This is a genomic window from Rhizobium sp. P2_G9, from assembly GCF_056403475.1.
Window position 1 is genome coordinate 1 of the sequence record NZ_JBFUFK010000143.1, and the last position, 478, is coordinate 478.

Sequence of the window (478 nt, forward strand, 5' to 3'; positions counted from 1 at the left end):
GGGCGGCTCGTTCTCCCTCCCACACCCGCGTCGAAATCTGGTTGTCGTCGGCTGCTGCCTTCCGTACACCGCCAAGGGCCAGATACCGCTTCACGAGCGTCGAAGCCTCGGTGGCCGCAGGATCGATCCCGGAGATGGACACGACGGATTGCGGATCGACAGTCGCCCCCGGCTCCTGTTCGGTCGCATTGGCCGGCCCCAGCTCGGCCAGCGCGCGATGCCAATGCGATTCATGTTGTCCATGCGGCCGCCCTTCTTCCTCCCAAATCGCGTGGGCCCGATCGCGGATGCGCTCATCGTCGTCCATGTTTTTCTCCTGATTGCTTCTCGTCCACCGAATGGAATGCCCGGGGCGCTCCGACCGTTCTCCTGAGCTGAACCCTTGTCCGACGTCTTCGTTCCGCCGTCTCGTCGTGGCGCACTCGTCGACCATCGCAAGGTCTGCGAAGGCTTTGTGCCGCAGGATCGTGTTTTGCCT

1 protein-coding gene is annotated in these 478 nt (G+C 63.6%); it reads right to left on the reverse strand.

Annotation, left to right across the window (positions count from 1 at the left end):
• Positions 1 to 307: DUF2934 domain-containing protein (locus tag AC1DYF_RS40390; protein ID WP_477884559.1), on the reverse strand; the 307-nt coding region annotated here is incomplete at its 3' end.
• Positions 308 to 478 lie beyond the last annotated feature (171 nt).